Source organism: Brevibacillus antibioticus (assembly GCF_005217615.1).
GTDB lineage: Bacteria > Bacillota > Bacilli > Brevibacillales > Brevibacillaceae > Brevibacillus > Brevibacillus antibioticus.
Genome location: NZ_SZNK01000001.1, coordinates 3,469,869 through 3,495,091, shown reverse-complemented (window position 1 = coordinate 3,495,091; position 25,223 = coordinate 3,469,869). Strand labels below are relative to the sequence as shown.

General features: G+C 47.7%; 18 protein-coding genes and 1 other annotated feature. Of the genes, 14 read left to right on the top strand and 4 right to left on the bottom strand.

The features are described from left to right. Positions 1 to 13 precede the first annotated feature (13 nt). A complete protein-coding gene (locus tag E8L90_RS16240; RefSeq protein ID WP_137030296.1) occupies positions 14 to 886 on the bottom strand; it encodes a LysR family transcriptional regulator in 873 nt (290 codons plus the stop codon). 168 nt (positions 887 to 1,054) lie between these two features. Between E8L90_RS16240 and E8L90_RS16235 the strand changes: the two genes are divergently transcribed. From E8L90_RS16235 to E8L90_RS16225, 3 genes are all read left to right on the top strand, one after another. Then, positions 1,055 to 2,335, top strand: a complete 1,281-nt coding sequence (locus tag E8L90_RS16235; protein WP_425267131.1) for an NCS2 family permease — start codon at positions 1,055 to 1,057, stop codon at positions 2,333 to 2,335. A 79-nt stretch (positions 2,336 to 2,414) separates the two neighbouring features. After that, on the top strand, positions 2,415 to 3,809 hold the full coding sequence (locus E8L90_RS16230; RefSeq protein WP_137030294.1) for a competence protein CoiA: 1,395 nt from the start codon (positions 2,415 to 2,417) through the stop codon (positions 3,807 to 3,809). 17 nt (positions 3,810 to 3,826) lie between these two features. Beyond that, the gene (locus E8L90_RS16225; RefSeq protein ID WP_137030293.1) at positions 3,827 to 4,216 is read left to right on the top strand and encodes a VOC family protein; all 390 of its coding nucleotides are present in this window, start codon (positions 3,827 to 3,829) and stop codon (positions 4,214 to 4,216) included. Positions 4,217 to 4,297: 81 nt separating this feature from the next. On the opposite strand, the gene E8L90_RS16220 is transcribed toward E8L90_RS16225, so the two are convergent. Beyond that, positions 4,298 to 5,368 (bottom strand): hypothetical protein, encoded by a 1,071-nt coding sequence (locus E8L90_RS16220; protein WP_137030292.1) that lies wholly within the window; start codon positions 5,366 to 5,368, stop codon positions 4,298 to 4,300. A 298-nt stretch (positions 5,369 to 5,666) separates the two neighbouring features. Between E8L90_RS16220 and E8L90_RS16215 the strand changes: the two genes are divergently transcribed. Both E8L90_RS16215 and E8L90_RS16210 read left to right on the top strand, forming a co-directional pair. Next, entirely contained in the window at positions 5,667 to 6,350 is a 684-nt protein-coding gene (locus E8L90_RS16215; RefSeq protein ID WP_137030291.1) for a queuosine precursor transporter, read from the top strand. Between the two features lie 171 nt (positions 6,351 to 6,521). Then, positions 6,522 to 12,008 (top strand): chitobiase/beta-hexosaminidase C-terminal domain-containing protein, encoded by a 5,487-nt coding sequence (locus E8L90_RS16210; protein WP_137030290.1) that lies wholly within the window; start codon positions 6,522 to 6,524, stop codon positions 12,006 to 12,008. Between the two features lie 58 nt (positions 12,009 to 12,066). On the opposite strand, the gene trpS is transcribed toward E8L90_RS16210, so the two are convergent. Beyond that, positions 12,067 to 13,053 carry a tryptophan--tRNA ligase gene (trpS, locus tag E8L90_RS16205; RefSeq protein ID WP_137030289.1) on the bottom strand — a complete coding sequence of 329 codons (987 nt, stop codon included), beginning with the start codon at positions 13,051 to 13,053 and terminating at the stop codon, positions 12,067 to 12,069. Between the two features lie 233 nt (positions 13,054 to 13,286). After that, positions 13,287 to 13,563 (bottom strand) — a binding site (T-box leader). 131 nt (positions 13,564 to 13,694) lie between these two features. Between trpS and E8L90_RS16200 the strand changes: the two genes are divergently transcribed. The 7 genes from E8L90_RS16200 to E8L90_RS16170 all read left to right on the top strand — a co-directional run bounded on the left by E8L90_RS16200 (position 13,695) and on the right by E8L90_RS16170 (position 23,189). Further along, positions 13,695 to 14,285, top strand: coding sequence for a TetR/AcrR family transcriptional regulator (locus tag E8L90_RS16200; RefSeq protein ID WP_137030288.1), 591 nt, complete (start codon positions 13,695 to 13,697; stop codon positions 14,283 to 14,285). A 15-nt stretch (positions 14,286 to 14,300) separates the two neighbouring features. Next, a complete protein-coding gene (locus E8L90_RS16195; protein WP_137030287.1) occupies positions 14,301 to 14,837 on the top strand; it encodes an HXXEE domain-containing protein in 537 nt (178 codons plus the stop codon). Between the two features lie 43 nt (positions 14,838 to 14,880). Then, on the top strand, positions 14,881 to 16,203 hold the full coding sequence (locus E8L90_RS16190; RefSeq protein ID WP_244297252.1) for a helix-turn-helix domain-containing protein: 1,323 nt from the start codon (positions 14,881 to 14,883) through the stop codon (positions 16,201 to 16,203). A gap of 157 nt (positions 16,204 to 16,360) precedes the next feature. Further along, positions 16,361 to 17,947 carry a M4 family metallopeptidase gene (locus tag E8L90_RS16185; protein ID WP_137030286.1) on the top strand — a complete coding sequence of 529 codons (1,587 nt, stop codon included), beginning with the start codon at positions 16,361 to 16,363 and terminating at the stop codon, positions 17,945 to 17,947. Between the two features lie 298 nt (positions 17,948 to 18,245). Continuing rightward, positions 18,246 to 19,469 carry a Zn-dependent hydrolase gene (locus E8L90_RS16180; protein ID WP_137030285.1) on the top strand — a complete coding sequence of 408 codons (1,224 nt, stop codon included), beginning with the start codon at positions 18,246 to 18,248 and terminating at the stop codon, positions 19,467 to 19,469. A 50-nt stretch (positions 19,470 to 19,519) separates the two neighbouring features. Further along, positions 19,520 to 20,707 (top strand): M20 family metallopeptidase, encoded by a 1,188-nt coding sequence (locus E8L90_RS16175; protein WP_137030284.1) that lies wholly within the window; start codon positions 19,520 to 19,522, stop codon positions 20,705 to 20,707. A 415-nt stretch (positions 20,708 to 21,122) separates the two neighbouring features. Continuing rightward, complete coding sequence (locus E8L90_RS16170) at positions 21,123 to 23,189, top strand: alkaline phosphatase family protein (RefSeq protein WP_137030283.1); 2,067 nt, start codon at positions 21,123 to 21,125, stop codon at positions 23,187 to 23,189. Between the two features lie 74 nt (positions 23,190 to 23,263). On the opposite strand, the gene E8L90_RS16165 is transcribed toward E8L90_RS16170, so the two are convergent. After that, positions 23,264 to 23,863: a MerR family transcriptional regulator gene (locus tag E8L90_RS16165; RefSeq protein WP_137030282.1), complete on the bottom strand. Its 600-nt coding sequence runs from the start codon at positions 23,861 to 23,863 to the stop codon at positions 23,264 to 23,266. Positions 23,864 to 24,136: 273 nt separating this feature from the next. Between E8L90_RS16165 and E8L90_RS16160 the strand changes: the two genes are divergently transcribed. Together E8L90_RS16160 and E8L90_RS16155 are read left to right on the top strand one after the other, a co-directional pair. Next, positions 24,137 to 24,334 (top strand): hypothetical protein, encoded by a 198-nt coding sequence (locus tag E8L90_RS16160; protein WP_137030281.1) that lies wholly within the window; start codon positions 24,137 to 24,139, stop codon positions 24,332 to 24,334. A gap of 133 nt (positions 24,335 to 24,467) precedes the next feature. After that, positions 24,468 to 25,163 (top strand): metal-dependent hydrolase, encoded by a 696-nt coding sequence (locus E8L90_RS16155; RefSeq protein ID WP_137030280.1) that lies wholly within the window; start codon positions 24,468 to 24,470, stop codon positions 25,161 to 25,163. Positions 25,164 to 25,223: the final 60 nt, after the last annotated feature.

Sequence of the window (25,223 nt, the reverse complement as noted above, 5' to 3'; positions counted from 1 at the left end):
GCCCTAAATGGAGTTACGATGAAAACGTCTCGATAAACCGATTCGCTGCTTTGGACAGATGGCGTCCAGACTGCCAAACGACCGCAGCGGAAGAATAAATGGAAGTTCCGGAGAGTCGAATCCCGCGAATTTGCTCGCTCTGATGGGTTTCCCATGCCGAGATGGGGACGATGGAGGAACCGACCGAGGAGGCGACCATACTGACGATGAGAGAGATGTCCGGGCACTCACAGATAACGTGCGGTTCCACGCCTAGACGGGAGAATTCTTTAATAATCAAGTCGTAAATGCCCAAGCCTGGCGTGCTCGGCATGATGAGCGGAAGCTCGGCGATTTCGCGCATTTCGATTTCCTTGCGATCGGCATAGGGGGAGGTGGCAGGAACGATGAGCACAAAATCCTCTTCCTCCAACGGAATCATGGTGCAGTTGTTCAACGAGTGGGGAAGGCGTACGATAGCGACTTCTATGGTTCTGCGCTCCAGCCACTGATTGAGGAGCTGTGTATCGCCTTTCCAAATTTTATAGGTTATGAGTGGATACTTTTCCTGAAACACACGAATTTGTTCTGGCAGGCGATAGGCCGACAGTGCACTGACACCGATGGAAAGCGTCCCCCGAATGCCTTCGCCTGTTTCTTTGACCTCGGAGAGAGCTTCCTCCATTTGATGAACGATATTGAGCGCCTGTTTATAGAGAGTGACGCCTGCTTCTGTCAGGACCATTTGTTTTCCTGAGCGCTCAATGAGCATGGTCCCGAGCTCCTCCTCCATTTGTTTCAGCTGCTGACTCAAAGGCGGCTGGGCCATGTTCAGTCTTTTAGCCGCCCCCGTTATCTGACCTTCCTCTGCTATGGCGATAAAGTAACGCAGTTGCCGAATATCCACACGCAATGCCTTCTTTCCTTACGAGAATGGTTCCATATGAAAACGATATGAAAATTAGATTTTATGGATATTTTCCATATTGATGAAGCTATGATAGCATGTTTCCTGTGAATCTTCACTTCATGGAATAGACATAAAGGAAAGAAGGGGAAGTCCGTGCGTACGTGGATGGAAAAGCTATTTCACTTGCGCGCTTACGACACGACGTTTCAAAGGGAACTCATCGCCGGATTCATTGGCTTTGTCACCATTGTCTACATTGTTGCCGTAAACGCTTCGATTTTAAATGATGCTGGAATACCGGTGGAAGCAGGGATTCTGGCGACTGTTTTGACGGCATTTATCGGGTCACTTCTTATGGCCTTTTGGGCAAATGCTCCTATTATTCTGGTTCCCGGCATGGGGATCAACGCTCTGTTTACGTTCACATTATGCCAATCGATGGGCCTCACTTGGCAACAAGCGTTGGCTGCTGTTTTTGTTTCGGGTCTGATCTTTACTGTGATTGCCTTTACCAAGGCCGCGACGATATTGTCCAATGCGATACCCGCTTCACTAAAAGAAGCGATTACCGTAGGGATTGGGTTGTTCTTGACCTTCATCGGTCTGCAAAAAGGCGGGCTGATCGTCATGAATCCGTCTACATTTGTCGCGCTGGGTGATTTGTCCAGCCCGCATGTGATCGTCACGCTGATTACTTTGATTGTTACGTTGATTTTGTTTGTTCGAAATGTACCGGGTAACTTCCTGATCGGAATTACGGTTGGTACAGGACTTGGCTTTTTGTTCGGGATTGTCGAACCAGGAGGGGGAGGAACGTTCTCGTTCGCGGATTACGGAAGCGTATTTGCGGGTCTTTCCTTTTCAGCCATTTGGGCGTTGCCATTTTGGATCGCGACCTTCTCGTTGGCGATGGTCATCGTCTTTGAAAATATTGGCTTGATTCATGGGCATACCTCGATGCTTGGACAGCCGCAGAAGTTCAGACGTTCGCTGCAAGCAAATGCGTTGTCCGCTGCTATCTCTGGCATTTTGGGAACCAGTCCGACGGTTTCGACGGTGGAGACTGCGGCAGGAATCGCAGCGGGAGGAAGGACGGGACTGACCGCACTTGTAACAGGGACCTTGTTCCTGCTCTCGCTCGGTTTGCTTCCTGTCATCAAAATGATTCCGAATGGAGCTATTGCTCCAGTGCTCATCATCATTGGTGCACTGATGCTGCAAAATGTACAGAATATCAATCTGAAGGACTTCTCGGAAGGCTTCCCTGCCTTTTTGATCATCGCGATTATCCCGTTGTCCTACAGCATTGTAGATGGAATTGCGTTTGGATTCGTGGCGTATCCGCTCATGAAGCTCGCATTGGGCAAACGTCGCGAAGTACCTGCGCTCATGTACGTCATCGCGGGATTGTTCTTGCTGAATCTCATGCTGCCGATATTTGCATAAAGCTTAGAACCCTGACTACAGTTGGGGTTTTTTTTGTCCTCATTTTGAGTGATAGGGTAGGGGAGAGGAGGATTGAAAAATGAAGGACTGTATACATGAGGATGGTTTTCTTGTTGTCCCCGCGAATTTTTCAAAGGAATTGCTTAGAGCTTGGTCAGGAACAAGGATATTCTGTCAACATTGTGGTGCTCCTGTATATTATCGTCAAGGGCAATGGGTGACTCCTCACTTTGCTCATGTGGCAAAAAGTAACTGTGATTCTGGTGAACCAGAGACACCAGAGCATTTGGAGGGAAAGAGGGTGCTAAGAACTTGGATGGAACATCTATACCCTCAAAACGTTACTCATCAGGAAGTTTATATCAATGAGATTAAACAAAGAGCAGATATCACAACGATTTTTCCAGATGGACATAAACTATGTATTGAGTACCAAAGTTCGCCTGTCTCTGAAAACTTATTGAGGAAAAGAATAGAAGGATATGAGAAGGCTAATATATCTCAAGTATGGATATTTGGTGAAGAACTATTTAAAACAAGATGGACTAATCGTTTTCGACTGCATGCATGTGAAAAAATAATTTGGAAACGTCAGGGAGTGCTCTATCGATTGAATTCATTAGTCACACATCCGGCCATTACCTTTATGAACATAGCGAGCATTAAAGGGAAAAAGACCATCGTTTTCTGCAAGGACAAGTTTTATAGTGAAATTCAGAAACTAAAGCTGTTACCCGATGGCAGGATTACGATGAAGGATGGTTCTCCTGCGCAAGAACACAAACAGGAAAACATGATACATGTTTTTTCACCATCAAAACAAAGGCTTTCTTTTCAAACTATCCGTAGGAATGCTGAACAACTAAAACTTCGCAGAGAAGAAGATTTTCTTATCAATCCTTTAAGAAATTTTGCGATTGCAAGAATTGGTGATCATCTCTCCCATCCATTGTTTAATCAGAAAATTACGGGCGATGAGCTTTTCTTGATTGATCATCGTCTATGGCAAAGCTATTTGTTTTTAACTGAAATTCACAAAGTATATCAAAGAAAGTCAGTATTTGGTAAAGGAATACAAAAACCAAAATTGATTATCAATCACATCCTAATTAAAGATCATAGGTTTCCTGAAAGACCATTTCAAACGGTTCTAAAACGGTATATCGATCATCAATTCGTAATGGATTTGCATACTCAGAACCATGAAGGACAAGGTGTTAAGATGATTCATGAACTTGTTTATGAATATTTTTGTAGATTGGTGAACTTGGGTTTTCTTAAAAATCTTACACCCAAACAAGCACAAATATCAGCTGGAGGGAAAATGTTTGGGCAGTTTGAAGTTTTGTTTGACCAATTTTTGCCTAATGTTTTTGGCTCTACAGAGAGCGAATTAAAGACTTTTTTTCAGCGCCATCAGCTTCGGTATTTGAAAAACACGTGGTTTGATATACGCTTGAATAAGAAATTGTAGTTCAGGGAGGCTTTTCCATGATCCATGAGATGACGTTTCAATTGCGTACTTCTGATTTCGCCAAAGGACAAGCCTGGTACCAGAGCTTCTTGCAAAGAGAGCCGGATTTTGTTCCTCATGAAGGATTTGCTGAGTGGGAAGTCTTGCCTGGGTGTTGGCTGCAGCTGGCAGAGGGGACGCCAGCGGAAGGAAGCGGTCCCGTGCGATTTGCTGTGGTCGATATCGAGATGGAAAGAGAAAGACTAGTCAACGAGCTACAAATCGAACCGTTTGAAATTTTTCAACGAGAAGAAGTACCAGTCAAGTGGGGGACGTTCGCCGATCCATGGGGAAATCGTCTTGGGTTGTTTGAGTACCTGGATGCGGCTGAAAAAGAGGAGAAGCAAAAAAGACTTGCGAAGCTGTAGTCAGAAAACCTCCATAAATACAAAAAAAGTCCCTTTGCCTATGAGAGAGGCAAAGGGATTATTCGTGGAGAGATGCGGTGATTATCGTTTTACCAGCATAAACGCTTGTTTTACTTGGTCCAGAGACATCATCAGAGGGATAAATTTCTTCCCTTCTTTGCTTGCTGGGTCAAATACAGAGTCTTGTGGCAAGCTTACGACATAAACCGTGTTGGTTGCTTGGTTACGTGCAATTTCAACACCGATTGGCGGCTCGTCCGGGTTGTTCAGTTTTTTCCAGTCATTCAGGTCAAATGAGGTGATAACGACAGCAGTTGCACGATCTTCTGCTTTGTCAGCATTGAAGATGAAGCGGGTTACGCTCTTTGCTTCTGGCAAGTATTCGTCTGCATGTGGGCCAGTTTTTTCCTCAACAAGGATGTTGCCGTTCCAAGATTTTGGACCTTTAAAGGCAAAGGCAGAGTCTTGGCTTTTGAATGTATCATGATAGACTTCGAGTGGTGTTACAGCTGGTTCGAAGTTGGCACTCATCAATTCCCATTTGCTTTGGTTCCACTTCCATTTGGATTTGAGGTAGCCGCGAACATCTGCATTGTAATCACCAGTCAGACGCTCTGTACCTTCCAGTACGTAGAGACCATTTTTGTTTAGATCGATTGGTTTCAGTTCGACGAAGTCCGCTCCTACTACACCTGCTTTGTTTTTATCCAGACCTGGCAGGCTGAGCTCTTTCGCTTTTCCATCCTTAACGGTGTAAATGTGATTGGTTGTGTAGCCGCCGCTTCCGCCCGTGCTTGCAGTAACCATGATCTCGTCTTTTTTATCGTAAGTGAAATCTTGAACGGAGAGCTTCGGCTCGTAGCCGTTGTCCTTCACGTCGATGTTAAAAGATTTCTTCGTTTTGCCATCTGTTACTTTGATAGTGAGATCCTTCACGTATGGGCTGTTTTTCTCTGTTTTTCCGTACAGAACGACTGTGTCTGCGGTCTTGTCACCCGTTACGTCTGCTGTTTTTTTCGTAATTTCTTGCAAGCCTTTTGTTGTAGCAGTTGTGTTGCTTGCATCTGCTGTCAGTGCATACCCACCAGTGAAAAGTACGGAAGTAAGTACCGTTCCTGTTACGAGTTTGTTCAAGTGTTTCATGTGTTTCATGTGATGAATCTCCTCCCCAGTCTTGCTGACTGATCATGATGAAAAGTGTCGTGTACTGTATTTTGTGCTTGTCCTTGCTATATGCTCATTATGTACGATAGGGTGGATGCATTGGTTACAGACTATCGACATAAATCCTACAAATCAGTAACAGGTACCTCTTGTACGCGTCATGTCGATTGCTGCGTATGTATCGAGAATGGTTGATAAAATAAGCGAATGCAAGTAAAATGATTGAATGCTCAAAACGGGCCGCGGTTCGTAAACTCCCGCGTTATCAAAACTAGGAGGAAATCATATGTTTAATTTTTGGATCGGAGTGCTTTTTGCTCTGGTGAACTTCGGGCTGTTCCTGCTCTGCTACCGACTGTTCGGCAGAATGGGACTGTACGCGTGGATTGGGATGGCTACCGTGCTAGCCAACATCCAGGTGGTCAAAACAATCGAGATGTTCGGTTTGGTTATGACGCTCGGCAATACGATTTATGCTTCTATTTATTTGGTAAGCGATCTATTGAACGAGAAGTATGGGGAAAGAGAAGCGAAAAAAGCCGTATGGTTCGGCTTCTTTACCTTAATTGCGGCAACGATCATCATGCAGCTCGTGCTGGTATTTGAACCACAACCACAGGGACCAGAGATCCAAAGATCGTTGGAAACGATTTTTGGCTTGATGCCAAAAGTGGCATTAGGTAGCTTGTGTGCATATTTTGTCAGCCAATTTGTCGACGTGAAAATCTATTCGTGGTTGAAGAAAAAATGCCCAGGCCCCAATCAGCTCTGGATTCGCAATAATGGAAGCACGCTCTTCAGTCAGTTGCTCGACTCGGTTACCTTTTGCACGATTGCCTTTTTGGGAGAATTCCCGATGGACGTATGGTGGCAAATCCTGTTGACTACCTACTTGATCAAGTTTGTCGTATCGGCAGCTTCGACGCCAGTTCTCTATATCGCACGCAGTATGAAAGTAGACGAAAGCTAATTGACAAAAACAGAGGAAAACCGCCAAGGACGATGGATCTTGGCGGTTTTTGTTTGCACGAGTTTGGAAGGATTATACTAATTTTACATAAAACTCACATAATATTCAGGTTATGCGTTTACCATTTTGTAGTAGCTACTTCCGAATGATATGAGGAGGAATGATGAAAAAATGTTGAAAAAAAGAGGAGGTTCTTCCCGATGGCCAAAGCTGGCGCTTATAGCCGCGGTCGTGATGGGAACTGTTTTACCGACCGGGTGGATGCCACAGGCAAAAGCTGCGCGAGCTAATCATGTGGTGATCAGTGAGGTATATGGGGGTGGGGGGAACACTGGTGCCCATTACAAGGACGATTTCATTGAGCTGTACAACCCGACAGACACGTCTGTTTCGCTCGTAGGCTGGTCTGTTCAGTATGCAGCTGCTACTGGACCCAGCTGGAACAAGACTGATTTGACAGGAAGCATAGCTCCCCATGGGTTTTATTTGATCCAGCAAGCAGCAGGAACGGGCGGTGTAGCAGACCTCCCTGCTCCTGAGGTTACGGGAACGCTTGCAATGGCTGGAGCACAAGGAAAGGTCGCATTGGTTAGCCATGCTACGCCTTTAACCGGGGCGGATGTATCCTCCCAGCCGGGTGTTGTAGATATGGTCGGATACGGAGCAGCAAATGCATATGAGGGCAACTCTCCTGCACCAGCTACTTCAAACTCGACCAGTGCCCAACGTATAAGCGACACCAGCGGTATTTTGCCGAATGGCGGGAATGGCTGGGATACCAATAACAACGGCAACGATTTTATCACAGGGGCACCTACTCCAAAAAACACGCAAATCCCAGTAGAACCGCCACTACCAACAGACGTGACCGATAAGCCGAACGCTACGGAACTTATTTTTGATCATACTGATCCTATTCAAGCAACAATTCGCGGCTATGTCGGTCAAGGGCGGACGATTAAGGTTTATGCGAGTCAGCCTACAGGAACAGGTAGCGACACTCCTTTGGCTCTGCAAGATTCGGATGCTTCGGGAGTGATCGAGCTGACTTTTGCCAATCCCGGTCCAAATGCGCAGGGAGTCTATCTCACGGCAACGGAAGGGAGTAAGAAGGAGAGCGCGAGCATCGAGCTGAAGCCAGCTGCTGCCAGTCCAGCTTTGGTGCAGGATAAAGTCAGCCTGCAAGCATTGAACGGTGTGGGCGAGCTTCGAGGAGAAGCAGGAGCGGCAGCAGGGAATGCAATCCTTCGCGCATACGATCCGCAAAAACAACCACTGATGCTTAGTAACAAAGAAACAGGAACGGCGCAGGCAAACAGGTCATTTTCCTTTACGATTCCAAATATTGATCAGCTGGATCATATCCTCATAACGCAGCAAACAACTGGAGAATATGGCAAGTCGTTTGAGAGCACGGAAGTTACCGTGACCAAGTCAGCTGTAGGTTCGACTACCATTGCCGAAGCAAGAAACACTCCGGTAGGAACGAACGTGATTGTCGTCGGAACGGTGACGGCGATGTTTGAAGCGGGCGGACAAAACAACGTGTATTTCCAAGATGAGACGGCGGGACTCGTCCTTCGTGCGCCAGGATTGACTGGCAAAATTGAAGTAGGAGACAAGATTCGCGCTACCGGAAAAATGAATGACTATAATGGGCTGGCACAGCTCGAAGCAGCTACTAGCAACGTGGAAATCGTGCAGAAGCAAGCGGGAGTGCCTAACCCACAAATCGTGACTTCCACTGATTTTTCCGCTGCTAAAGGAGAGGCTTTGGAAGGCAAGCTGGTGACGGTAAAGGTAGTCACTGTCAAATCAGTAACGAGTGGCAATTATACGCTGGAGGATCAGCACGGCAAGTTTGTGTCGCGTCCTGCTGCCACTCTTCCGCTTTCAGTGAACAAGAGCTATGCCGCTATTACAGGCGTGGTCAACTACGATCGCAATGAATACAAGCTGGTTCCGCGGACTACCGCTGATCTCGTAGAGGACGAGAATAAAGTCACTATGGTCACAGCGAGCCCAGCAGGTCCTATGGTGACACAGGGAACAAAAGTCACGCTCGCAACGCCGATGGCTGACGCAACGATTTTCTATACGATAGATGGTTCAACGCCGAGCAGGGGAAGCATCAAGTATACGGGACCGCTCCAGATTGATGCGGATACGACTCTTTCAGCCATAGCCGTCAAGGATGGTTATACAGACAGCCATGTAGCCACCTTCCGCTACGTGATTCAAAAAGAAAACACTCGCATACATGACATTCAAGGAACATCGCACCGCTCACCAATGGCCGATGGAACAGTGAATCATGTTCCGGGAATCGTAACGGCTATCGTCCGAAGCGGCAGTAATGTACAAGGCTTTTATATGCAAGACCCGCAGCCGGACGCAGATCCATTTACCTCGGAAGGTATATACGTTTACGAGCCAAAAGCTGCGGTCAACCCTGGCGATGAAATAACGGTTAGCGGGGCTGTCAAGGAATACGTGCCATCGAACAGGGCGGGTACAGACCTTACCCAGACCCAAATTGATGCGACCAACATTGTGATCGGCGCTAGAAAAGCACTCCCAGATCCTTTCATCCTGGGCAAAGACAACTACAAATATCCGAAAGGAATTATCGACAACGACAGCCTCGGCAAATTCGATCCAGATCAAGACGGCATCGACTTCTGGGAAAGTCTCGAAGGTATGCTGGTGCAGATCGATAATCCAATCGTGGTTGGCGAAACCAAGACGTTTACCAATCCACGTGCAACGGAATTTGTCGTCATTGATGATCGAGCGCATTTAAATCAGCCGCGTACACCAGCTGGCGGAGTGGTGCTCGAAGCCACTGATTTTCACCCCGAGCGCATCACCGTATCAGACAAACTCGAATCGATTACCGGTGAGGTGAAAGTCGGGGACAAATTTGACGGACCGCTGGTTGGTATCGTTGACTACAGCTTTGCAAATTACAAGTTGTTCCATACACAGTCATTTACGGTACAGTCAAGCCATTATGAGCCACCAGTGACAAGTATTTCGCCAAAAGAAGATAAGCTGACAATCGCTTCGTACAACATCGAGAATTTCTCGGCAAAAACTGATTCCGCCAAAATCAACCGCATTGCTGAGACGATCGTGGAAAATATGAAGGCGCCGGATATTATCGGTGTGGTGGAAATGCAGGATAATAATGGCCCAACAGACAATGGGCAAACAGATGCTACGCAGTCTGCGAATGCGTTGATCAAAGCAATGGAAAACAAAAAAGGCCCGACTTACCGATACACTGATATCGCGCCTCAGAATAATCAAGATGGTGGACAGCCAGGAGGAAACATCCGTGTCGGCTTCTTCTACAACCCAGAGCGGGTACAGTTGGCAGCAAAAACGCCAGGAGGCGCGACTGATGCGGTGCAAATCGAGACAAGAGATGGTGTAGTGCATTTGTCACACAATCCAGGACGGGTAGATCCGACCAACGCGGCGTTTGCTTCGAGCCGTAAGCCACTGGCAGCCGAGTTCATTTTCCAAGGAGAGCCAGTCATTGTCATCGCGAACCATTTCAACTCCAAGGGTGGAGATCAAGCGCTGTTTGGAAAAGATCAGCCGCCACAGCTGGTCAGTGAAGTACAACGAATGAAAATTGCCCGTGTGTTAAATCAGTTTGTAAAAGAAATCCATGCAGCACAAGCAAAAGCAAATGTTGTGGTGTTGGGTGATCTCAACGATTTCCCGTTTTCGAATCCGGTGCAGGAATTGGCAGATGGCGTTTTGACCAATATGGTGGAGAAACTGCCAAAGGGTGAGCAGTATACGTACGTGTACCAAGGGAACTCTCAAGTCTTGGATCAAATTTTGGTCAGCAACCATTTGGAGGATGACACGAAGGTTGATATCGTTCACATCAACGCTGGCCTGACTGAGCGCGAGGGACGTGTGAGCGATCATAATCCTGTCCTTGTCCAGCTGGATATGAAGGATCGTGGCACGCCGGAAAAAACAGCACAAGAAGTGGCGAAAAGCATCACGCAGCTCACACAGCCAGCAGCGGGTGAGACGCGCTTGAAGCTGCCAGAAGTACCTACAGGCTTTACCATCGCAATCAAGTCTTCTAGTGATCCAGCAGTCATTTCGCTGGATGGCAAAATTACGCTGCCATATCGCCAGACGAATGTAGACCTGGTTTTGGAGGTCATACGAGCATCCGATCAATCGACAGCAGTGACCCAAGCATTGACCGTGCAGGTTCCAGCCAAGCCGGAGTCACCGCCGCCAGTTACACCGCCGGACAGAACACCGACACCGGACTCGCAGCGAGATTTGAACAAGCAAGCAGCTCAGGTCATCTCCGCAAGTAACGAGGAGAACATCATTTTGGAACAGGTGCATCAAGTACTCAGCCATCTGGAGAAACTTCTGGATGCCGAGAAATGGACGCCGACTGAGAAATGGGAGACAGTCAGCGATACGATCACGACTGTACTCGAGGCAGTAGCCGAGCAGGCTGAGCGAGGAGCCATCAGCGAAGAGTCACTGCAAGCTGTGACGAAGAGCTTTTTGAACAAAGCATTTGACCCACTCACTGAAGCTGTCATCGAGGATGAAGAGATTGCCCGATTGGCACTTGCCTCCTTGACGAGCTTGGCGAAAATAGCACTGGAGCCGCTCGATGAAAAGGATATTTCCAAAGAGGTAGCCAAGCAAGTCCGTACACTGGCAGAAGAGCTTTTGAAAAAGCTTGGTACTGTAGTCATAAAAGATGGGGATGAGATCAAGGCAGATGACGAACAAGTAGAGGAACTTCTGGACATACTTGGGGAATTCATGAAAGCAGTCGAGTCCGTGAAAGAAAAGATCGGCTTTGCTCCGGTGCTATTCGTTCAGGTGAAAGAAGGCGATGGCGAGGCGAGCGACACGCGTTCTCGCAAGGGAGAAGCTGCTGACCCGACGGTGACCTTGGAACAGAAGCTCGTTGAACAATTAAAGGAAAAAGAGGTAGGCATTCGCGTAACCTTGGACAGCGAAGCATGGGTAGAGGTACCTAGCGCCTATTTTTCCGCGCAGCGTGCAAGAGAGTTTGCCCTTGCTCTGACGGAAGCAAATGGGAACGGATGGAAAGGTGTGCCGAACCCTGGCGAAGCGTATCAATTGCAAGTGTGGAGTAACGGCAAAAAAGATACAAATCTTGGCAAAAAAGGCTTTACTCTTGGTCTGCCAGTCGCCAACGACGCAAGCGAAAAGCTTCAGGCGTATTCGTACCGGAGCAATGTGTGGAGAGCAGCTATGGGACTCAAGGGTAAAGCGATCCAGGTGACGAAAGTAGACGAACTAGGGATCTTTACCGTAACGACGGCGGCCTCTTATGTCGTCGGGGAGAGTGTCCTGAAAAGGATCGAGATCGAGCCGAAATCTCTCAAGCTAGCCCAGGGCGAGGAAGCCCAGCTCAAGGTGATGGCGATTCTTGGTAATGATGTGGAAGAAGACGTTACCGAAGTAGCGGGTATCGAGTTCACATCTAGCAAGCCCGAACAGGTAGAGGTTGATGAGACGGGACGTATTCTTGTCTTGGATGATGCCAAACCAAGGACAAGAGTGACCATCACGATCAGCTATGCTGGCAAAACAGCCAAGGTAACTGTGACGGTTAAGAGCAATTAATTAAAAGAAAACGGGTTGGGAGATAGCTTCCCAGCCCGTTTTTTGTTGTGGAAATGGATTAGATACGTGCCATCCCCATCACTTTTTCCACTTTGTACAGCATCTCGTTCGCGACCTTATTCGCTTTGTCCGCTCCGGCAGTCAGGATATCATCCAGCTCAGAGGAGTGGAACAGCTGCTCGAAGCGTTCTTGAATCGGACGCAATGTTTCTACGACAACTTCCGCCAGCTCGGTTTTGAATGCGCCATAGCCCTTACCCTCGTACATCGCTTCAATCTCATCCAGCGTTTTTCCAGAGCAGAGAGAGTAGATGGTCATGAGGTTAGAGACAGCAGGCTTTTCTGCTTTGTCATAACGCACAACGCTGTCGGAATCCGTTTGCGCGCGTTTGATTTTTTTCGTGATGGTGTCTGGATCATCCAGCATGGAGATGAAGGCGCCTTGGTTTGGATCGGATTTGCTCATTTTCTTGGTGCCTTCCGCAAGAGACATGATACGTGCGCCAGTCTCAGGCAGGCGAACCTCTGGAATGGTGAAAATGTCGCCATAACGGTTGTTAAAACGAGCGGCTAAATCACGAGTCAGCTCCAGATGCTGCTTCTGATCCTCGCCCACAGGGACGAAATCAGTACCGTAAAGCAAAATATCAGCAGCCATCAATGGAGGATAAGCCAGCAGACCGCCTGGAATGGATTCACCCCGTCCATCGGATTTGTCCTTGAATTGAGTCATGCGCTCCAATTCACCCAGGTAAGAGGTACACAGCATGATCCAGCCGAGCTTGGCATGGGCTGGTACTTCGGATTGGACGAACAGCGTCATTTTGTTCGGATCGAGGCCAACGGACAAATAGAGAGCCGCGAGACGACGGATGTTTTCGCGAAGGACAGCAGGCTCCTGTGGAACGGTGATTGCATGCTGGTCTACGATGCAGTAAAAGCAGTTGAACTGATCTTGAAGCGGAACGAAGTGCTTCATCGCGCCCAAGTAGTTGCCGAGTGTCAAAATACCACTCGGTTGAATGCCTGAAAAGATGGTTTTCATGGGAAAGTTGCTCCTTTCAATCGTTTGATATGAATTCAAAAAGTCGACTTTTCAGCACCGAGAAAATGGCGAGAAGCTGAAGAAGGAGGAGCGGAATGTAGGGGACCTACATGAGCACCGGACTTCGAAGGTGAACGCCATTTTCGATGCCGCATAAGCTTTCAGAACTACTTCGTGATCAAAAGTCGATTTTTTGAATGTCCGCTTAAATACAAAAAGGTCCATCCGCCCTGGACAGGGACGAATGAACCGTGGTGCCACCCTTGTTATTTCACGAATGGAATCTCCATACGCAAAATCTCTTTGATCCGTACCGTTTCTGTGTAACACAGCTTGATACGGTGTCCATTGTAACGTACGGACGTAACGCCAAAGCCTACTGCCGCCATGAGAGCGGGTTCGGTTTGGAGCTCAGAAGCCCATTCATCATTTCCTTAACACTGATTCGCACCAACCATCAGCTCTCTGAAGTCTCGCAAAATGACTACTCTTCTTCCTCATTGCCATCAAATGATACCCTTTGAGCAAATATTTTACGCACTGTCGTAAAAAAAAGCAAGTAGGTCTTGACAAAAAAATCCAAAAGCTGTAAAAGTAACTCAATAGTTATATAATTGACGAGTTAGTTTTGAGGTGAAAAAATGACCAAGGACAAATTGTCAAAAGGAGAGTTGAGTCGCAGTCGGTTGCTAGCGGCAGCAGCTTCTGTGTTCGCGGCAAAAGGCTTTCATCGTACACGGGTGAGTGACATCGTGAAGGCAGCAGGCTTGACACAGGCGTCGTTTTACCAATATTTCGACAGCAAGGAAGGCCTGTATCAGCAGTTGACGGACACATTCGTCACCAAGCTGTGGGAATTAGCGGACAGCGGTCAAAAGGTAACGGCCTTGACGAAGGCAGATGCCTTCCAGCAGGTACGGGAAAACTTGCTCGCCTTGTTCCGATTTTTTCAGGAGTTGCCTGAATTGACCCAGATCGTGCTGTATCAGGCAGAAGAGGGCGAAGAGCTGCATCGCAAGCTGGCTTCGATTGTTGCTGCCAACTTGCGACGAAATCAGATTGCTGGGCACGTCCGTATCGAGTTGACTGTAGAGGTGGCGGCAGAGGCAATGATCGCAGTCGTAGACCGTATGACGACGCGGTATTTGCTGACGGGCGAGAAAACAGCGGAGCAGCTTGCAGATGACGTGGTATCTTTTTTTGCATATGGAATTTTGCAGGCAAACGAATAGGAAGAGGGTGCTTGTATGCTGGAGCTGTCCCATCTGATTTGGCTGTTTTTAGTCGTTTTCCTGTTTCATGATTTCGAGGAGATCGTAATGGTAGAAGGTTGGGTGCGAGCCAAAAAAGACATCATTAGACAGACGGTGCCAGAACAACTTATGAAGTTGATAGAGCCTTCGCTTTCGATGAACACGGCGCAATTTGCCATCGCAGTCTCTTGTATTTTCGCCGTTTTATCAGCAGCGGTCATCCTGACTGTCACGACGCTTTCGACTGGAACGTACTTCTCGTTTTTCCTGGTTTGTTTGCACGTGATGTTTCTCCATGTTTTCATGCATGTTAGTCATACCGTTGTCCTTCGCACGTATACACCTGGTGTGGTGACGGCTGTGGCATTTGTTTTGCCGTATTGTTTATATACGTATGATCGATTGCTTGAGGCTGGGCTTGCGACGTGGCCGTTGATATGGAGCACGCTGCCGTACAGCTTGCTGATCGTCCCTGTTTTGTACGTGGCACACCGGATTGGGGAGGCAGCAGGTAAAGTGATCCCCCGATGAGAAAAAGAAGGGAAGTATGTTATCCTAGTAGGAAGAGATTGGTGTGAAAGAGGGAATTTTGTTGAAGCTGCGACTAGGCGTAATCGGCGCGGACGATTCACTTGCCATCATCGAATCAGTCATGCGAGAGTTTCCCGAAATTGAATACTTGCCGATTGTCTATTGGAAAGAAGAAGAAATCCCCGATCTGATCATACCGCATGTGGATGAGGTGGATATGTGGCTGTTCTCCGGACAGGTCCCTTATGCCATGGTGAGCGAGTCAGGCAAGGTCCAAGTGCCGATGGCTTATGTGCCTCATCTCGGTGCGAGCTTGTACAGAACCTTGCTTCATCTGTCCCATCAATTAGGAGTCCGGGTGGATGAAGTGAGCTTTGATACATTTTCACCAGAAGAACTGGAGCATTTTATGGACGAAGCTGGCATCGCTGGTGGCTACAAATGGCTCAAGCATTACGAGGGAGCGATCTCAGCCGATGAACTGGCGGATTACCACGAACAGCTTTGGAAGGAAGGCAAGACAAAGGTGGCAGTCACCTGCTTGCGGACAGCAGATGTAGAGCTGGCACGCAGAGGTGTCCCTGTACATCGGGTTGTGCCGACACGTGCAGGCGTGATTTCGGTCATTCACATGCTTTTGCGTACGAACGAAATGCTTCACTTTAAAGATACCCAAATTGCCGTTCAGATGATGGAGATCGACCCATTTCGCGAGCTGGCCGGTGGCAACTTTTCCACAGATGAATGGCAAAATGCCGAGATCAAGACGATGGAAAAGCTTTTGCGCTACGCGAAGCATTTGCAAGGCTCACTGAAGACAGCAGGTCCCGGACGCTACGTCATTTTTACAACGCGGGGCAACTTGCAAGAAGTGACCCGTGACTATGCGATCATGCCAGATTTGGAGGAGCTGTTTGGCATTCGTGCTGATCTGGTGACGTGTGGAATTGGGATCGGCAAGACTGCTTATGAAGCAGAAATCCACGGTGGCGCGGCTTTGCTGCACGCCAAAGAGCGCGGGACAGGCAACTGGATGGTCTTCTTTGATGACAAAAGCGTCGTAGGGCCGCTTGGTCGTGCTGAACAGATCACCTATCGGTACGACTCAGAAAAATTGCAAGAGCTCAGCCAGCTTACCTCTCTTAGTGTCATGACACTCTCTAAAATCTACTCCATACTCAAAAAGCGAGGCTCTCAGGAAATTCATGCGACAGAATTAGCCTCGTATCTGCAAATTCTGCCACGAAGTGCCAGACGAATCCTGATTGAACTGGAGTCAAAGGGACTAGCGCAGGTGATCAGGGAAGAAAACCCGCACCCGCGGGGCAGACCGCGCAAGGTGTATCGGATCGTATGGCAAGCGTAATTGTAGTAAATTTACCAATGAATCATTTCTTTCGGGAAATGATTTTTTTGTCGTTAAAAAATTGTTCTCAAATTCACATTTATGACAAATAATAAGAGATGTAAACAACTATGAACTTACATAAAAAACAATATTTTCCAAGGAGGAGTTAACAAGTATGAAAAAATCGGTTTTTGCAGTAACACTCAGCTTTGCATTAGGTACTTCCACATTTTTGCCGCTAGCTGCGCAGGCCGAATCCGAAAGCATCGTCTACAGCGCTGAGTGGGATACCCCCGAATTTATTGGAGAGGAGTTCGAGGCAGAAGATCTGGATGGCGAAGAAAAAGTTTGGGGATTCCTGGAGCAACATCAAGAATCCTTCCGCATTGATGGAGATGTGAAAGATCACTTTAAAGTGCTAGATGAAGTGACAGACAAAGAGACAGATATGACTCACTACCGCGTACAAGAAATGTACGAGGGCATCCCGGTCTATGGTTATCAGCAGACGATTCACGTAAACGAGGATGGGAATGTAACGGCATTCCTCGGAAACTACGCGCCTGACCTGTCGAACAATGATAATCTGACGAAAACCCCAGAACTCAAGGCAGATAAAGCGGTCAAAGAGGCCATCAAGGATTTGGAGGATGAGATTGACAATAAAGTGGAGAAGTTCGAGGTGAAGCCAGAAGGGAACCTCTATATCTACATCCACGAAGATGAATCGTATCTGGCTTACGAAGTGGAGCTGAATTTCCTCGATCCGCAGCCAGGGCGTTGGAAGTATTTCATCGATGCAAATTCTGGTGACGTGATCAACAAATACAATATGCTCCATGAGGTTACAGGGACTGGTACAGGGGTACTTGGTGACTATAAGTCCTTCGAAGTAACGAAAGTAAGCAATACCAACTATACAGCGAAAGATACGACGCGTGGCAATGGAATCGAGACGTACACTGCACGGAACAGATATACCCTCCCAGGCACGCTTGGCTCTGATACCGATAACAACTGGACAGATGGAGCACTTGTTGACGCGCATGCCTATGCAGCAGCAACCTACGATTACTACAAAAATGCACATAACCGCAACAGCTATGACAACAATGGTGCGAAACTGATTTCTACTGTCCATTACGGTACCAACTACAACAACGCATTCTGGAACGGTACTCAAATGGTATACGGGGATGGAGATGGAAACGTATTCCGCTCATTGTCTGCTGGCTTGGATGTCGTTGCACATGAACTAACACATGCCGTTACAGAAAAAACAGCCAATCTGATCTATCAAAACGAGTCAGGTGCACTAAACGAATCCATTTCTGATATCTTCGGGGCCATGATTGACAACGATGATTGGCTCATGGGTGAAGATGTATACACGCCAGGAACGCCTGGAGATGCACTGCGCTCTCTCAAAGATCCAACCGTTTATGGCGATCCTGCCCACTATAGCGATCGATACACAGGTCCAAATGACAACGGAGGCGTACACACTAACAGCGGTATCAACAACAAAGCGGCATATCTCCTCGCAGAGGGTGGTTCTCACCGCGGTGTAACGGTTACAGGCATTGGTCGCAATGACACAGCAAAAATCTACTACTACGCTCTAACAAACTACCTCAATCCAAACTCTAATTTCTCCGCTATGCGACAAGCAGCAATTCAATCCGCAACAGCTCTTTTCGGTGCCAATTCCCAACAAGTAAAATCTGTAAAAGCTGCGTATACTGCAGTTGGTGTGCAATAATCACTAAAATATTTTATGACACGAAACATTTATCGTACTATTTGAAATTGTCTTGCTCCTATTGTGGGGCAAGGCAATTTTTTGTATGTTGATGTTACCCCTCAACAAGGAGATCACGCCAGACCAGGCTACATGGCAAACTTCCATTTACCATGCGGAATGAATGGCGGCAGTCTAGGACTTTATTTCGGGGTTCATGGCTACAGTCTTTTCAAAATAGACAGACTATTATACAATTAAGGACATAACCGTTAATCAACCGTTATTTGCTCTGCATAGTAAGGAGGAGTGGCGCGTCATGATCAATTCGGATCGATTGTGGGATCGATTGAGACAGCTTGGCAACATTGGTCAGCAAGCGGCAGGCGGCATCACGCGGTTGTCTTTTACGCCTGAGGAACGGGCGGCAAAAGATCTCGTCACAGGCTTTATGAAGGAAGCAGGTCTCACCGTTCGCGAAGATGAGGTTGGGAACTTGATTGGGCGAAAAGAAGGGAAAAATTCGGCCGCTCCTGTCGTTTTGGTTGGCTCGCATATCGACTCCGTACCAAATGGCGGCAATTATGACGGCCCACTTGGTGTACTGGCTGGGGTAGAAGCTATACAGACGATGCAGGAACAGGGAATCGAAACAGAGCATCCGATCGAAGTCATCGCGTTCACGGATGAAGAAGGAACGCGTTTTGGTTACGGGATGATCGGCAGCCGAGGTATCGCGGGTCTGATCAAGCGTGACGAGCTGGAACAAGCAGACAAGAAAGGAGTCACGATTGCTGAAGCCATGCGGCAAACAGGGCTTGATCCGGACCGCACCAGCCTCGCCGCGAGAACTCCCGGAAGTGTGAAAGCGTATGTAGAGTTACATATCGAGCAAGGCAAGGTTCTGGAGAGCCGCGGGCTATCTGTCGGGATCGTGACAGGAGTGGCGGGTCCACTCTGGTTGAATTTCGTGCTAGAGGGAGAAGCCAGTCATGCCGGGGCAACGCCGATGAATTTGCGCCGTGATCCGATGGTAGCAGCCGCTCAGGTAATGCTTGCCATCGAGGAAGAAGCAGGACGGACAGGAACCAGTGTAGGGACGGTTGGACGGCTGCAAGCATTCCCAGGTGGAGTGAATGTCATTCCTGGACGAGTCGAGTTTTCGCTTGATTTGCGCGACGTGGACGAAGCGATCCGCGATGAAGTGGAACAGCGCATTTACGAACGGGCAAAAGCGATCTGTACCGAGCGTAATGTGACGTTGAAAGTAGAACTGCTACAACGCATCACTCCTGCTGTATGCTCGGACGATATCCAGAATGCTGTAGCTGAAGCGTGTGAGGCAGAAGGCTTGGAAGCATTTAGACTGCCGAGTGGCGCAGGGCATGATTGCATGCAGCTAGTTGAGCTGTGCCCAGTTGGCATGATTTTCGCTCGTTCCAAGGATGGGATTAGCCACAACCCGGCAGAGTTCACGACAAAAGAGGATTGTGCGAACGGAGCGCAAGTACTGTACCGCACCGTTTTATCCTTAGCAAAATAGGCATAAGAGATAGTAAGTGGGGGAGCCACGTAAATCAGGAGGAGAGCGGCATGACAGCAACGGCAGTGGTAACGCTTAATAAGGCGGTCGAAGAAATCAAGGATCAGGTAATCGCGTGGAGACGGTATTTGCACGAGAACCCGGAATTATCCTTCCATGAAGAAAAAACAGCACAGTTTGTATACGAGACACTGCTTACTTTTGGCAATCTGGAAGTGTCCAGACCGACGAAAAACAGTGTGATGGCTAGATTGATCGGTTCCCAGCCCGGAAAAGTGCTCGCCATGCGCGCTGACATGGACGCATTGCCGATTACGGAAGAGAATACGTTTGAATTCGTATCGAAAAATCCTGGCGTCATGCATGCGTGCGGACACGACGGACATACTTCCATGCTGCTCGGAACGGCAAAGCTATTGTCCGGGATGAAGGATCAGATCAAGGGAGAGGTTCGTTTCTTCTTTCAGCACGCGGAGGAAGTATACCCAGGAGGAGCGGAGGAAATGGTACAGGCAGGCGTCATGGACGGCGTAGACATAGTGATTGGTACGCATCTGTGGTCGACGATGGAGTTTGGGACAGTGGGTATCTGCCCAGGTCCAATGATGGCCGCCCCTGATACGTTCTGGATCACTGTTCTTGGAAAAGGCGGACATGCGGCGCTCCCGCATGAAACGATCGACAGCATCGCGATTGCGGCACAAGTGGTGACCAATCTCCAGCACATCGTATCCCGCAATGCAGATCCGCTCGATAATCTCGTTCTCTCTGTTACACAATTTGTGGGGGGAACGACACATAACGTCATTCCGGGTGCTGTAGAGATTTGCGGGACAGTCCGCAGCTTTGACAAAAATCTGCGCGAGTCTATTCCGGGACTCATGGAACGCGTGATCAAAGGCATTACAGAAGCACACGGCGCGGGGTACAAGTTCAAATACGAATTTGGCTATCGCCCGGTTATCAACGATGCCGAAGTGACGAAATGGATGGAAGAGGTCGTCGAAGAATCACTGGGAAGAGAATGGGTAGAGCATATGCGTCCAACCATGGGTGGCGAGGATTTCTCCGCCTTCCAGCAAAAAGCGCCAGGCTGCTTCTTCTACGTCGCTGCCGGAAACAAAGAAAAAGGCATCACCTATCCGCACCACCATCCACGTTTTACGATCGACGAGGATGCGCTCGAAGTTGGCGTAAAAATGTTCGTCAACGCAGCAAGAAAAATCGTGATGGAATAGGCAGAATGAAAAATGGTGTAAATACGAAGGTTTATTAAGGGAATGTAAAATCCCGCCAAAATGGTAGCTAACATTCTCCATTAATAATCCAAAAGTAAGGCAGCTTGTCAATGCGGCAAGCTGCTTTTTTCGCGTTTTTATCCCAAAAGAGCCCACTTATCTGGGACTCTGGTTGTGGTACGTAATGTGTGTTTGGTTGTGTTTGGGAACGTGAAATTGTGTGTTCAATTTGGAATTAATTGTTTTTCCTTTTTCTTTTAATAAAACCTCAACATTGCAGCTATAAAATGAATTCAAACAGACTGCTCTCTAAATGATAGGGTTCGGGGGAGAAAAGGGAGGCTTGATGATCAAGGAAACAAGTGATCAAGACGATGAAAAGAAAATGAATTGAGATCTGAGGAGGAGAGACACCGTGAAAAAGATCCTGAACCAAAAAGGACTTGCTGCGCTTTTAACAGCTACAACTCTCGTTACCGGTGGAGTCATCGTACAAGCTCCATTTCTGAATTCGTCAGTTTATGCCGCGGCAAAGGAGGCGAAAGAACTCTCATCTGAAAAGCAACTCTATCGTTTCCTGTTTGAAAATAGCATAGAGGATAGCTCAGAATCTCACCATCCTGTACAAGTGTCCGGAACACCAACGTTCGTGGAAGGACGTGCAGGATTGGGGAAATCCATTCATTTCCAGTCGACCTCAAAAGACAATGCAACCTGGATAGATTTAGGTGAAAATGACGAGTTGAAGTTTGGGGAAACTCAAGATTTCACCATTTCCTTCTGGGTAAAATCTCCTGGCGTTGATGCTGATCCTGGCATTATCTCCAATAAAAACTGGTCAAGCGGTGGTAACGTGGGTTGGTTCATCGGACTGCAAGGTTCTACGTTAAAGTGGAATTGGCGCACATCCGACAGCCCCCGTCTCGATGCAACGATTCCAAACATTGCGGATAATGCATGGCACTATGTCGTCGTTTCACATGATCGGGATGAACTGGCAACGATCTACGTCGACGGTAAAGTAGCAAAAACAATCGATATCAGCCAATCCAAGGGAACAATCGACACCAGCTTCACTACGAAGATTGGAGTAGATGGTGCTGGAAACCATTTTGGAAGTCGCTATGACGTGCAGTTGGACCAGTTGCAGATTCTGAGTCGCACCGTTACAGATAAAGAAGTAGCTGATAGTTACGCAAGTGCTCCGAAGATTCCAGTGAAGAGCCTTTCATTGGATCAGAAGGAGCTCAAATTGAAGGCTGGAGCAACGATGCCTGTTACAGTTGTGATCTCTCCGAAAGAAGCGTCCGTTCAGGATGTCAAATGGAGTTCCAACAACAAAGAGGTCGCGAAGGTCGAAATGATCAATGGACGCCCAACTGTTGTAGCAGGCAAGCCAGGCAAAGCAAAAATCACAGTGAAAACTGTCGATGGAGGCAAAACAGCGAAAGCGGAAGTAACCGTTACGAATTCGATTGACGTATCGGGAGACGGCCTCCTAACCGAGGAAGATCTGAACGTCATCTTGAACAATCAGAAAAGCCGCACCGGTGACCGGCGTTGGGAAAAAGCGCAACACGCGGATATAAACAATGACAATAAAGTGGATAAAGCCGATGTGGAGATGATGAAAGAAAAGCTGGCTCCTTATGAGAACGATTTCCTTTACAAACGTGTCGTAGTTATCGGCATCGATGGTGCAGGGAATGCAGTCAAAGATCCGGAAGCAAAAGCGACGCATATCTTGAAACTGATCGAAGAAGGTGCTGGAACATTTGAAGCCAAAGCAGAGCTGCCCACGATCAGTGCGCAAAACTGGGGATCTATCCTGCACGGCGTCACTCCAGACAAGCATCAATTGACAAACGATATCGTAGCGGCTACTCCTTATCCGGAGAAAAACGAGTATCCTTCCTATTTGAAGCTGTTGAAACAAGAGCGTCCTAAACTTCAGCAAGCTTCCTTCGCTACATGGGGCCCGATCAATATCGGTATTATTGAAGATTCAGCAGGTTCATACAAGCAAAATAGCAAGTCGGATGAAGAGACTGCGAAAAAAGTAGTCGATTATATCAAAAAAGAGGGTGAAAATACTCGTAACATTTTCGTTCATTTAGATGAAGTGGACGGGGCTGGCCACAATCAAGGCTATTTCACACCAGCATTTTATAAAAAGCTCCAAAAAGCAGATGAGTATGTAGGTAATATCCTCGAGGCACTGGAAGAGGAAGGACTGATGGAGGATAGCCTGATTATCGTTACGACTGACCACGGTGGGAACGGAACAGACCATGGGGGTTCTTCACCGGGAGAACAGACGATTTTCTGGGCGGCAAAAGGTGGCTCCATTACGCCTGGTACAGAGTTGTCAGAGGTAGTAAACATGGACACCGCCGCCGTAGTAGCCCATGCGCTTCGGTTGGAATTGCCAGCAAATTGGGATGCTAAAATACCAGAAGGGTTGTTTCAAGACAACGAGTAAAAAGACCAGTTATTCCTTATTCCACCATGGTGTAATAGGGAATAACTTTTTTCTTTCAGCTAGTGAAAATGCAACTAGTACAGACGAATCAGCTTTTGCCAAAAGGAGGTTTTTCTACTCGCGTCCTTGATCTTTGCCAACTCGATTTTGGCATCCATAATGTCATTCATTGCCTTGGTCAAGCGGCGATCACGTTCCTTCAGGTTGTTGGTAATATAGGTTTCCTGCTTTTCTACACGCGTTAACAGCGCTAAGTACGCGGCGTCTTGTTGCTGGACATGGGAAGCCAAGGCATGTAGCTTTTCATCCAGCTCTTCAAGAGCGGCAATATTATGCAAAGCCGGATGTGAGGAAACAGGGGCAGGGGGGAATGCAACCGCAACGGCCGTTTCCTTTCGGGCAGGTTCAGGTGAGCTTTGCGTAGCCACCATTCGGGCAGCTTCATCTTGCGGAATGAGTTGATCCTTTGTTAAGCTATAAAACCGCTGAAGACACGTAATATCTGCCTGTCTGTACTCCCGACGATTCTGACTATCCCGCAAAAACCAGTAGCCGTGCTGTTCTAAGAGCATGCTCCACTTGCGCAAGGTGCTGGCCCCAATACCTAACAGACTCGCAACATGTTTGCCACTGTATGTTATTTCCCGTGCCAATAACTCGATAACCTCTCCCATGGAAATCCCTCCTCTGGCGTAAGTCCGCTCATCTCTTGCTATACCGTTTCTGTACGTGAAAATGGTTTTCCTTGTGGAATCGTGCGACAAAATCTCACAGTGTTCGTAAGCCGCGTACTGGTTTAGCGTCAATTTGTCACCAGACGACAAAGTTGTTTGGCAAAATGAGGACAAATGACGGAAGGGTACAAGTACATTTTCTCTTTGACTCCGCTTTTGCTCAGTAGGGCTATGCCAAATGTTCATAGGATGCATGAGAAGGAGGGATTAACCATGGCATTCAAAGACCAAGTAAAAAAATTCGAAGGCAGAAATGTTAGGGTTGCCACTGTAGACGGTACTTTTTTCGGTCGTCTGGTACAAGTAAAATCGACCACCATTATTTTGGAAGAGCGCAATGGTAATCGCCGCACCATTATTCGTGACTCGAAAATTATTGCCGTTACAGAGCATGACGGCGACGATTGCTAAGTTGTGATTGTAGAAAAGTAGGATTTGTTTCTCAGGCTGTCGAGTGATCGACGGCCTTTCCTATTCTTTACACCCTGCGGCATGGTAACATAAAAGGGACTGAAAAAACGCTGCGAATAGAGGGGGTACCACTATGTTGGATATTCGGTTTCACGGACATTCCTCCGTGCAGGTAACAAGTGAAGGGCACTCGATCATGATTGATCCATTTATTTCAGGAAGCCCAGTGGCAGCAACCAAGCTGGAAGACATCTCTGTTCAATACATCCTTCTGACACATGGACACCTGGATCATATTTTGGATGCGGTAGAGTTGGCCAAGAAAAACGATGCGACAATCGTTGCAACTCATGAGCTTGCTACCTATTTGAGCTGGCAGGGAGTCAAGACCATCTCGATGAATCTGGGAGGCTCTGTCAAACTTCCATTTGGAAAAGTGAAAATGACACAAGCGTTCCACAGCTCCGGTGTCGTGCTGGATGATGAGAAACAAATCGTGTACATGGGAATGCCAGGGGGCTTTGTGATCGAGCTGGGTGGAAAAACGATCTATCACGCAGGGGATACAGGACTGTTCGGCGACATGAAGCTAATCGGAGAGCGTCATAACATCGATTTGGCTTTCCTGCCGATTGGAGATGTGTTCACAATGGGACCTGAGGATGCCCTCGTAGCTGCTGAGTGGATACAAGCCGATTTTGTTGTGCCCATTCATTACGATACATTCCCGCCGATCAAACAGGACGGGGAAGCATTCGTAGCTGAACTAGCTGAGAAAGACATCAGAGGCAAGGCATTGAAGCCGGGAGAGACATTGCGTTTGCCATAACTCGCTCTAGATACATAGAACCGCTAATCTACTTAGGATGAGATTAGCGGTTTTTTTTTA

What these genes read in the sequence shown, in the direction of transcription:
- E8L90_RS16235 (WP_425267131.1), top strand. Translation starts at nt 1,055, where the DNA reads ATGGAAAAGCTATTTCACTTGCGCGCTTACGACACGACGTTTCAAAGG.
- E8L90_RS16230 (WP_137030294.1), top strand. Translation starts at nt 2,415, where the DNA reads ATGAAGGACTGTATACATGAGGATGGTTTTCTTGTTGTCCCCGCGAAT.
- E8L90_RS16225 (WP_137030293.1), top strand. Translation starts at nt 3,827, where the DNA reads ATGATCCATGAGATGACGTTTCAATTGCGTACTTCTGATTTCGCCAAA.
- E8L90_RS16220 (WP_137030292.1), bottom strand. Translation starts at nt 5,368, where the DNA reads ATGAAACACATGAAACACTTGAACAAACTCGTAACAGGAACGGTACTT.
- E8L90_RS16215 (WP_137030291.1), top strand. Translation starts at nt 5,667, where the DNA reads ATGTTTAATTTTTGGATCGGAGTGCTTTTTGCTCTGGTGAACTTCGGG.
- E8L90_RS16210 (WP_137030290.1), top strand. Translation starts at nt 6,522, where the DNA reads ATGTTGAAAAAAAGAGGAGGTTCTTCCCGATGGCCAAAGCTGGCGCTT.
- trpS (WP_137030289.1), bottom strand. Translation starts at nt 13,053, where the DNA reads ATGAAAACCATCTTTTCAGGCATTCAACCGAGTGGTATTTTGACACTC.
- E8L90_RS16200 (WP_137030288.1), top strand. Translation starts at nt 13,695, where the DNA reads ATGACCAAGGACAAATTGTCAAAAGGAGAGTTGAGTCGCAGTCGGTTG.
- E8L90_RS16195 (WP_137030287.1), top strand. Translation starts at nt 14,301, where the DNA reads ATGCTGGAGCTGTCCCATCTGATTTGGCTGTTTTTAGTCGTTTTCCTG.
- E8L90_RS16185 (WP_137030286.1), top strand. Translation starts at nt 16,361, where the DNA reads ATGAAAAAATCGGTTTTTGCAGTAACACTCAGCTTTGCATTAGGTACT.
- E8L90_RS16180 (WP_137030285.1), top strand. Translation starts at nt 18,246, where the DNA reads ATGATCAATTCGGATCGATTGTGGGATCGATTGAGACAGCTTGGCAAC.
- E8L90_RS16175 (WP_137030284.1), top strand. Translation starts at nt 19,520, where the DNA reads ATGACAGCAACGGCAGTGGTAACGCTTAATAAGGCGGTCGAAGAAATC.
- E8L90_RS16165 (WP_137030282.1), bottom strand. Translation starts at nt 23,863, where the DNA reads ATGGGAGAGGTTATCGAGTTATTGGCACGGGAAATAACATACAGTGGC.
- E8L90_RS16160 (WP_137030281.1), top strand. Translation starts at nt 24,137, where the DNA reads ATGGCATTCAAAGACCAAGTAAAAAAATTCGAAGGCAGAAATGTTAGG.
- E8L90_RS16155 (WP_137030280.1), top strand. Translation starts at nt 24,468, where the DNA reads ATGTTGGATATTCGGTTTCACGGACATTCCTCCGTGCAGGTAACAAGT.